We start from the raw sequence: 8,637 nt of genomic DNA on the forward strand, positions 1-8,637 counted from the left end.
CTTTTAAAAAAATAGGAATATATTCATGGTCTACACGAAATCTGGTTCGCCACCACCCACCTTCTGCTCCATGCTTTTGATAAATAACATTTTCAAAAAGTTTAAATCCAATAGTATCACACCAATCAATAATTGTCTTGAAAGAAGTAAGCGTTTTTCCAAAATTTTTCGTTTGATCCTGAATAACCATAACCGCAATACCCCTTCTTTTAAAATTCTAAAAATTTGCTCCCCTGTTTTATGTAAATCAAAAGTATATCCTTTATAGTCACGCAAAGTATCATAAGGAGGAGAAGTTACCACCATATCTATAGAATTATTGGGTAACTTTTTCATCAACTCCACACAATCTCCATTATAAATTTTATTATACTCCAATGTCATTTTTTTATTTTTTATTAATTTTGATAACTCTTATAAGTTATTTTTCATGTACTTTGTGTGTTTTGTGAAACTTACAAAATAATATGCCACAAAGTCCCACAAAGAGTAAAGTTATAACTATTTTTTTAGGATGGTGTCTCTTGCTAATATTTCTCCTTTTTCTCCGTATACTTGTATAGTATATTTTCCTTTTGGGATTGTTTCGGTAGGGGGGCAATTAATTGCGTCTGTACAAATTGCGTCTATTCCGTTCATATTGTATATCTTCACAGATGAAACTTTTTGGTTTTTATTTGTTTCAACAGCTTTTTGAAAAAGATACATGGATGAATCGTATTTATTTATTTGAAAATACATGCTGCCTACATTTAGCATATACATTACATTGTTGGGATTTGCAGAGAGTATTGCTTTGTAACATTGCAAGGCTTCATGAAATTTATTTTTTTTTTCCAAATCTTTGCCTATAGTTTCTATATTAGCTTCTTCTGCGGGATTGAGATGAAATGCTTGTAGCATATACATTGCTGCTGTATCTAATTTTCCTAAGTTATAGAACCATACGCCTCTTCCTCTCAAAGCTGCAGGGCTATTGGGTGATGTTTCGGTTGCATTTTTCCAAAAAGTTCTCCCATCTTCAAAATGTTTACTATGAATATATGCCGTACTGGTGAATATACATATTATTGGAAGGAATATCCATTTAGAAGGCAGAAGCATGTCTTGTTTTGTTTCCACCGCAAAGAAATTTTTTTTTGTATGAATGAGTTCATTGAGAAAAACAATAAATCCTAAGGCAGGTACATAAGTCCTGTGTTCCAAATAATCACTCAAATTCATAGCCGTAGATCTAATAAGCATGGGGGGTAATAAAAAAAGAAGCATCCATCCTATAGCCCATAATACGGTATGCGATTTTGGTTTTATGTATAAGACAAATCCCAATAAAAGAAAAGATATACCTACTCCTATCAGAGAGGTTGCCCATGAATAAGAAGGGTATACAGATTGATGAAAAGGAAAAACAAGTTTACTGATTGATTCAAAAACAAAAGGAATATTAGACATAAAAGAATCTATAATATTATTTGTTTCTACTACGGGGGCTTCGTGAGGGAGTGTGGTAACTTCTTTCAGGGCATTACGCCGAATAAAAAACCATGTGAGGGTTATGAATGCCCAAAAGAGTACCATGTTTTTGAGAATTATAGGATTTTCTTTTCGGACTTTCAAAAGAGAATAAAAAAAGCACACCACAGCGAGAGCTGCTCCTGTTTCTTTGGTAAATAAGCAAGCCGCATAGCAAAATAGATGCAAAAATAAGTATGCTCTTTTGCTTGTTTTTTGATATTGGATATAGGAAATCATACCCGAAAGAATGAATATTGCAAGATAGGGATCATTTCTTCCAAATATCCACGCTATTCCTTGAACAAAAAGGGGATGCACGGTAAATACCAAGGTTGTCCAAAAGGAAATCCATCTATCATACTCTAATAAACAGAGGAAACGAAATAATAAAAGGCAGGAAATGAGATGAAAGAGGATGTTAGAAAAATGATAGATGAAAGGGTCCGTTTTTGCGATACTATACTCAATGGTAAAAAAAGCAAAAAGCATGGGACGGTAATATTCTACAGTGATAGAGTGGATAAATCCTTTATAAACCTGAGAAAGTTTGTCAAAATAATGAGGATTATCTACAATATACCATTTATCATCAAAGTCTACGTATCCATAACTCATTGTTTGGGCGTAGAGTCCGAATCCTACGAGGGCTATAAGGATATATCCATAAGACATTTTAAAGAAATGAGAGGTATTTTTTTTGTTTTTCTGGGTTTTTGTAGTCAGTATAGGTGTGGGGTGTGGTGTTTTTATTTTTTGTTTTTGATTGTTCATTTTTGTATGTAAATTATGAGGGGTTCTAAAAATTCAAATTCTAAACACTGTATCCCTTAAAGATCAATAAAGAAATCAATTTTTAGAACCCCTCTATATTTTCAAATTATGATTCATACTTCAAAGAATACTCTTGTTTGAGCAGGTGGTATATTTTTTGGCATACCCATGCGTCTGTAGCGGCGTATTGTATTTGACTTTGGGTAAGTGGTTCGTTTTCCCAGTTAGAGGTTCTTTGGGCTTTGCTTATTCTTACATGCAGGATAAGAGCGGCGAGGTTTCTGATTCCAATGTTTTGAAATCCCAATTCTTTTGCTACTTTATTGAGGTCTAGTATATTTTGAGGGGTGAATTTTGTAATTTTTTTGAGGTTATTCATATCATCTTGGATAGCAACTCCTACTTTGAGTATTTCAGTATTTTCTAATATATCTACAAGAGAGGTAAATACTTCTTTTTTTTGGAGTCTGAATAAAAAAACTTCATTTACAAGAGATATTTGTAAGAGAGCGGGGAAGTTCTGCGGTGTATTTTTGAGAAAAGAGGGTTTGGTTTCTGTGTCAAACCCTATTATATGTTCTTTTTCTATTATTTGAACTGCTCTTTCTGTTTCTTTTTTATTGGTGATAATGTGTATTGCACCTTTAAAAACAAAAACGGGCAGGTTTAGTATTTCTGTTTTAATGATTTCTTTCTGAAACATCGGTATTTTCTTGGGTAGCAGGAGGATTTGAAAATCTGCGTATTTTAATATTACAAACTGCAAAGAAAATAGTCATCAATGGGCTTATTATATTAAAAAAGCAGTAAGGTGCGTAGACAAAAGTGCTTATTCCTAAAACAGAGGATTGAGTAGCTCCGCAGGTGTTCCATGGGATGAGAACAGAGGTTACCGTTCCCGCATCTTCTAAAGTTCTGCTGAGGTTTTCGGGCTTGAGTCCTCTTTTTCTATAAATTTCTTTATACATACCTCCTGGTATTGCTATTGCCATATATTGGTCGGAAGCAGTAGAATTAAAAAAGACACAAGTACCGGTTGTTGCCGCAATGAGTGACCATGTCTTATGAACTTTTGAAATAATAAAAGAAGATATTGTTTTTAAGAATCCTCCTGCTTCCATAACTCCTCCAAACACCATTGCGGTAAGGATAAGCCATATTGTTTTTAGCATTCCTGCCATACCATTTGTAATTAATAATGCATCTACTAATTCATTTCCCGTTTTAATAGAAACAGTGGTATAAACGGACTTCATTACGCCTATATATGCTTGTGTTACAAAAGATTTTTCAGGTGAACCCGATATTTCGGTAATAATGTGCTGTTGAAATAAAAGAGCAAACAAAGCTCCTAAAAAAGTTCCTATAAGCATAGCGGGAATAGCTGGTGTATTCTTTATAATGAGTACTAACACTATTATGGGAACTAAAAAAAGCCATCCATTGATATTAAATTTAGAATCTAATGCGGATAAAATGGGGTCTATGTCTGTGGGAGTTCCACTGCTTCCTTGATATATTCCTAATACAAGATAGATGATAAGGGTGATGGTCATACTCGGTATAGTAGTATACAACATATATTTGATATGAGTAAAGAGGTCAGTTCCTGAAACAGCGGGGGCTAAATTAGTGGTATCTGACATAGGAGATACTTTATCTCCAAAATACGCACCTGATATTATGGATCCTGCAACTAATCCTTCGTGAATATGTAATGCTTTTCCTATACCTAAAAGTGCTATTCCTACTGTTGCAACTGTAGACCAAGAGCTTCCACTCGCCACAGATACTATTGCACAAATAATACAAGCAACGGCTAAAAAAATATTCGGGTTTAATATTTGTAATCCGTAATAAATCATCGCAGGGACTACTCCGCTCACAAGCCATGTCCCTGATAGAGAACCTATTAAAAAAAGTATCAAAATAGCATTCATAGAAGTATTGATATTCTTTAAAATATATTCTAATATGAAATCCCATTTTACTCCGTAAAAAACTGCTATTACTCCCCCTACTATTGATGCTAAAATAATGGCTATTTGACTAGCCCCCTCTAAAACATTATTCCCAAATACTATAATATTAATAGTAAGGGCGGTTACTAAAAAAACTATAGGTAAAATTGCTACAAATAAACTCGGTTGTTTTGTATTATTTGATTCCATAATAGTGTTATTAAATAGTTATTTTTTATGAACAAACTGCAATGAAAGTATATATTCATTCCTTTTCATTATCTCTAAAGAAAATCAAAATTACAGAGATTTATTACAAAATCCCAAATACAAAAAAAATAATGTTTTTAAATATGAATATCTGTCATAAAAATTAACGAATATATATTTTTTGTGAAAAAGAAAAGCATACAATATTTTTAAATTGTACGATAAACAATAAAAAAAATGTAAGTTTGCAATACAAAGATTTTTAGAAATATATATCAGTACCTAAAGAAATACATAACAGACAAGAAAATGAAGGAAAAATATGTAGATCCCTTTACATACTTTGGATTGAAGAAAATCTTTGGAGAAAACCCCTCTCATCAAATAGAACCAAATTAAAAAATCATTTCAAAATTGAAAAAGATAACATTTTATACACTCGGTTGTAAATTAAACTATTCGGAAACATCTACCATCTCCCAAATGTTTCAAAAAAAAGGATATACTGTAGTTCCATTTCATGAAACTCCGGACATTTTCATCATCAACACCTGCTCTGTAACAGAAAATGCTGATAAAAAATGTAAAAAAATTGTGCAAGAATCTAAAAAAATATCTCCTCATGCACTTGTAGCGATTATAGGTTGTTACGCTCAACTAAAACCAAAAGAAATATCTGAAATACCGGGAGTAGATATGGTATTAGGAGCATCCGAAAAATTCAATCTGGTAGAACATATAGAACAAACTACACAAAAAGAACTTTTTAAATTCCAAGCAAATACAAAAATAGATACCATTACTCAGTATCACAGTGCCTATTCTACGGGAGATAGAACTAGATCTTTTCTAAAAGTACAAGATGGATGTAATTATAAGTGCACTTTTTGCACCATTCCCAATGCCCGTGGCAAAAGTAGGAGTGGTACCATAGATAATATTTTTTCTCTTGCAAAATCAATCGGAGAACAAAATATAAAAGAAATTGTCTTGACGGGAGTAAACATAGGCGACTTTGGAATTCAGGAAGGACGCAGAAAAGAAACTTTTTTTAACCTCATACAAAAGTTAGATACCGTAGAAAATGTATCTCGCTTCCGAATTTCCTCCATAGAACCCAATCTCTTAACAGAAGAAATCATTCATTTTATAGCCCAATCAGAAAAATTTGTCCCTCATTTTCATATACCTTTGCAATCAGGAAGTGATACTATTTTAGAAAGCATGAAACGAAGGTATAGAAAAGACATGTATGAGAAAAAAATCCATTCTATCAAAAAACAAATGCCCCATTGCTGCGTAGGAATAGACGTTATAGTCGGATTCCCAGGAGAAACAGAAGAATTGTTTTTAGAAACATATTCTTTTCTTAAGAATATAGATTGTAGCTATCTCCACGTATTTACTTACTCCGAACGTGATAACACTCCCGCACAAACATTCCATGGAATAGTAAATAAAAAAGAACGCCAAGAAAGATCACATATACTGAGAGAACTATCTGACAACAAAAAAAAACAATTTTATCAAAAGAATCTCAAAAAAAACTATACCGTTCTCTTCGAAAACGACATAGAAAACGGAAAAATGCACGGATTTACAGAAAATTATATCCGCGTAAATACTCCTTATGACCCACTTCTCATAAATGAACTTCGAAAAGTAGAACTTTTAGATATTACCCAAAACGGAACTGTGACAGCAAGAGAAATATAATATAATTACCAAACGCAAACATCCATGAACAAATATATTTTTATAAACATCATCTTTTTATTTGTATACACAAATTGTAATACCCATACACACAAAGAAACACCCGTAGAAGCAAGACAATATACATGCCCAATGGCTTCCGATTCTATATGGAGCGATACACCAGGAACATGCCCTAAATGTGGAATGATGCTTATTGCAGATGAAAAAAAAAAAAAAAACGAGCAAGAAACAACCCAAGAAGCAGAATTAGAATTCCTCTTAAACCCTACCAATACGTATGTAATATCTTCTTTACCTGCTCTATCACCCATAAAAAAAAAACAAAAAATACAAGTAGAATCTTTCGGAAAAATAGAATACGATACCCGAGAAATAGGAACTATATCTGCTAAAACTTCCGGAAGAATAGATAAATTATTCGTCAAATACCGATACCAAAAAATACAGAAAGGACAAAGAATTTTGGACATCTATAGCCCCGAAATGATAACCGCCGAAGAAAATCTTATCATCTTCATCTTAAAAAACCAACCCCTCCCTATCATAGAACTTGCCAAACAAAAACTAATCCTTATGGGAATGACAAAAGAACAAGTAGAACAAGTAATAGAAAGTAAAACTGTCTTTTCTACACTCCCCATATATAGTAATTATTCGGGACATATTCACGAAACAACCAATGATACAGAAACAGAAGACGACAAAAAACTATCTTTAGTGACACAGCAACTCTCTGTCAGTGAGGGAATGTATTTAGAAAAGGGCTCCCCTATCTTTCTTATTTATAACCCCGATAGAGCATGGGCTATTTTGAACATATATGATGAACATTATAATATTATACAAAAAGGAGACTCTGTTTCCCTATTCCCGGAACACAATGCTCACCAAAAAATAACAGGAATTATAAATTTTAAAGAACCTTTCTTCAAAGAAAATAGCAAAACATCTACCGTCAGAGTCTATTTTAATAATACTTTTACCAAACTACCCATCGGCACACAAGTGAAAGCAACCATATATACTTTTACCCAAGAAGCTCTCTGGATACCAAAAGAAGCCATCTCTCATTTAGGAACCCGAAACATAGTATTCTTAAAAAAAAAACAAGGATTCCAAGCACATTTTATTACCACAGGAATCTCCTATCAAAACCAAACCCAGATACTAGAAGGACTCCAAGAAACCGACTCCATACTATCAAATGCACAATATCTCTTAGATAGCGAAAGCATTATTCACCACACTACAAACTAAATCTTTATGAAAAATTGTCATCTATACCTATTTCTGCTCTTTTTTATCCAATGTGAAAATCACGAAAACCAACAACAAAACAACACCACTACTTACACCTGCTCCATGCATCCACAAATACAACAACCAAAACCCGGAACCTGCCCTATTTGTTTTATGAACCTGACCCCCGTCACAAATACCGACCAAGAAGAAAATAATACCATCTCTCTCTCAAAAGAACAGATACTTTTGGGAAACATTAAAACAGAAATCCTCACTCAAAAAAAAACAGAAGCCGAAATAATACTACCCGCAATACTCGCATTCGACCAAATGAAAATACTCTCTATAAATGCCCGAACCAACGGTAGAATAGAAAAACTCTATTGGAAAACACTCGGAGACCATATACACAAAAACACTCCTCTCTATGATATGTACAGCGAAGCCATAAACAACGTCAAACAAGAATATATCCTCGCACTCCAAAAAAAAAAAATCCCCGAATCCGAATTTGTCAAAGACATAGAAAGCATCCTGAGCAGCACCAAAAATAAAATGATACTTTGGGGCATTACAGAAAATCAAATCCAAGACCTCCACAAACAAAACACCCCTCATAACACTTTCATTAACACTACTTTTTATAGCAGCTACGAAGGATATATTACCCAGCTCAATAAACAAGAAGGAAACTATGTAAAAGAAGGAGAAACAATACTCGAACTCACTGACCTATCAACTCTTTGGGCAGAAGCACAAGTAGCAGCCTCCCGAATGCTCTCTTTAGAAAAATACCCGAATGTATACGTAGAAATCCCTCAATTACACAACCTCCAAATACAAGGAACCATAAGCTTCTTTAACCCCGAAATAAACCCTAATACCCGAATATATATTCTGCGAATATCCATTCCAAACCATAAAAACCTACTAACACCAGGAATGCAAGCTTCTATAAAATTAAAATCCAACCCTATAGACATCATGACCATTCCCACAAATGCTATCCTGAAAAACGAAAATTATACATCCGTATGGATACAAATAGCACCACAAAAATTTAAAAATATCCTCATCACCACAGGAAACATACACGGAAATAGAACAGAAATACTCTCAGGACTCCAATACGGAGATATTCTGGTAATATCAGGAGCATATTCTCTCTACAGCGAATATACATTCAAAAAAGGAGAACAATCCCTCCATATCCATTGAA

The 8,637-nt window shown here is 33.6% G+C and carries 7 protein-coding genes; 3 read left to right on the plus strand and 4 right to left on the minus strand.

What is annotated here, in order from left to right:
• Window positions 1-30: 30 nt before the first annotated feature.
• The 4 genes from QM536_08605 to nhaC all read right to left on the minus strand — a co-directional run bounded on the left by QM536_08605 (window position 31) and on the right by nhaC (window position 4,457).
• Entirely contained in the window at window positions 31-384 is a 354-nt protein-coding gene (locus tag QM536_08605; GenBank protein ID MDI9357066.1) for a hypothetical protein, read from the minus strand.
• A gap of 117 nt (window positions 385-501) precedes the next feature.
• The gene (locus tag QM536_08610) at window positions 502-2,286 is read right to left on the minus strand and encodes a tetratricopeptide repeat protein (protein ID MDI9357067.1); all 1,785 of its coding nucleotides are present in this window, start codon (window positions 2,284-2,286) and stop codon (window positions 502-504) included.
• A 106-nt stretch (window positions 2,287-2,392) separates the two neighbouring features.
• Window positions 2,393-2,989, minus strand: coding sequence for a 3'-5' exonuclease (locus QM536_08615; protein MDI9357068.1), 597 nt, complete (start codon window positions 2,987-2,989; stop codon window positions 2,393-2,395).
• Complete coding sequence (gene nhaC, locus QM536_08620; protein MDI9357069.1) at window positions 2,967-4,457, minus strand: Na+/H+ antiporter NhaC; 1,491 nt, start codon at window positions 4,455-4,457, stop codon at window positions 2,967-2,969. Before nhaC ends, QM536_08615 begins: the two co-directional genes overlap by 23 nt.
• A 414-nt stretch (window positions 4,458-4,871) precedes the next feature.
• Here nhaC and mtaB point away from each other — a divergent pair, with 414 nt between their 5' ends.
• The 3 genes from mtaB to QM536_08635 are packed head-to-tail and all read left to right on the plus strand — an operon-like array spanning window position 4,872 to window position 8,636.
• Window positions 4,872-6,173 carry a tRNA (N(6)-L-threonylcarbamoyladenosine(37)-C(2))-methylthiotransferase MtaB gene (gene mtaB, locus QM536_08625; protein ID MDI9357070.1) on the plus strand — a complete coding sequence of 434 codons (1,302 nt, stop codon included), beginning with the start codon at window positions 4,872-4,874 and terminating at the stop codon, window positions 6,171-6,173.
• A 24-nt stretch (window positions 6,174-6,197) separates the two neighbouring features.
• The gene (locus QM536_08630) at window positions 6,198-7,433 is read left to right on the plus strand and encodes an efflux RND transporter periplasmic adaptor subunit (protein MDI9357071.1); all 1,236 of its coding nucleotides are present in this window, start codon (window positions 6,198-6,200) and stop codon (window positions 7,431-7,433) included.
• A 6-nt stretch (window positions 7,434-7,439) separates the two neighbouring features.
• On the plus strand, window positions 7,440-8,636 hold the full coding sequence (locus tag QM536_08635) for an efflux RND transporter periplasmic adaptor subunit (protein ID MDI9357072.1): 1,197 nt from the start codon (window positions 7,440-7,442) through the stop codon (window positions 8,634-8,636).
• Window position 8,637 lies beyond the last annotated feature (1 nt).

The organism is Chitinophagaceae bacterium (assembly GCA_030053935.1).
In the GTDB taxonomy this organism is placed as follows: Bacteria; Bacteroidota; Bacteroidia; order Cytophagales; family JASGCU01; genus JASGCU01.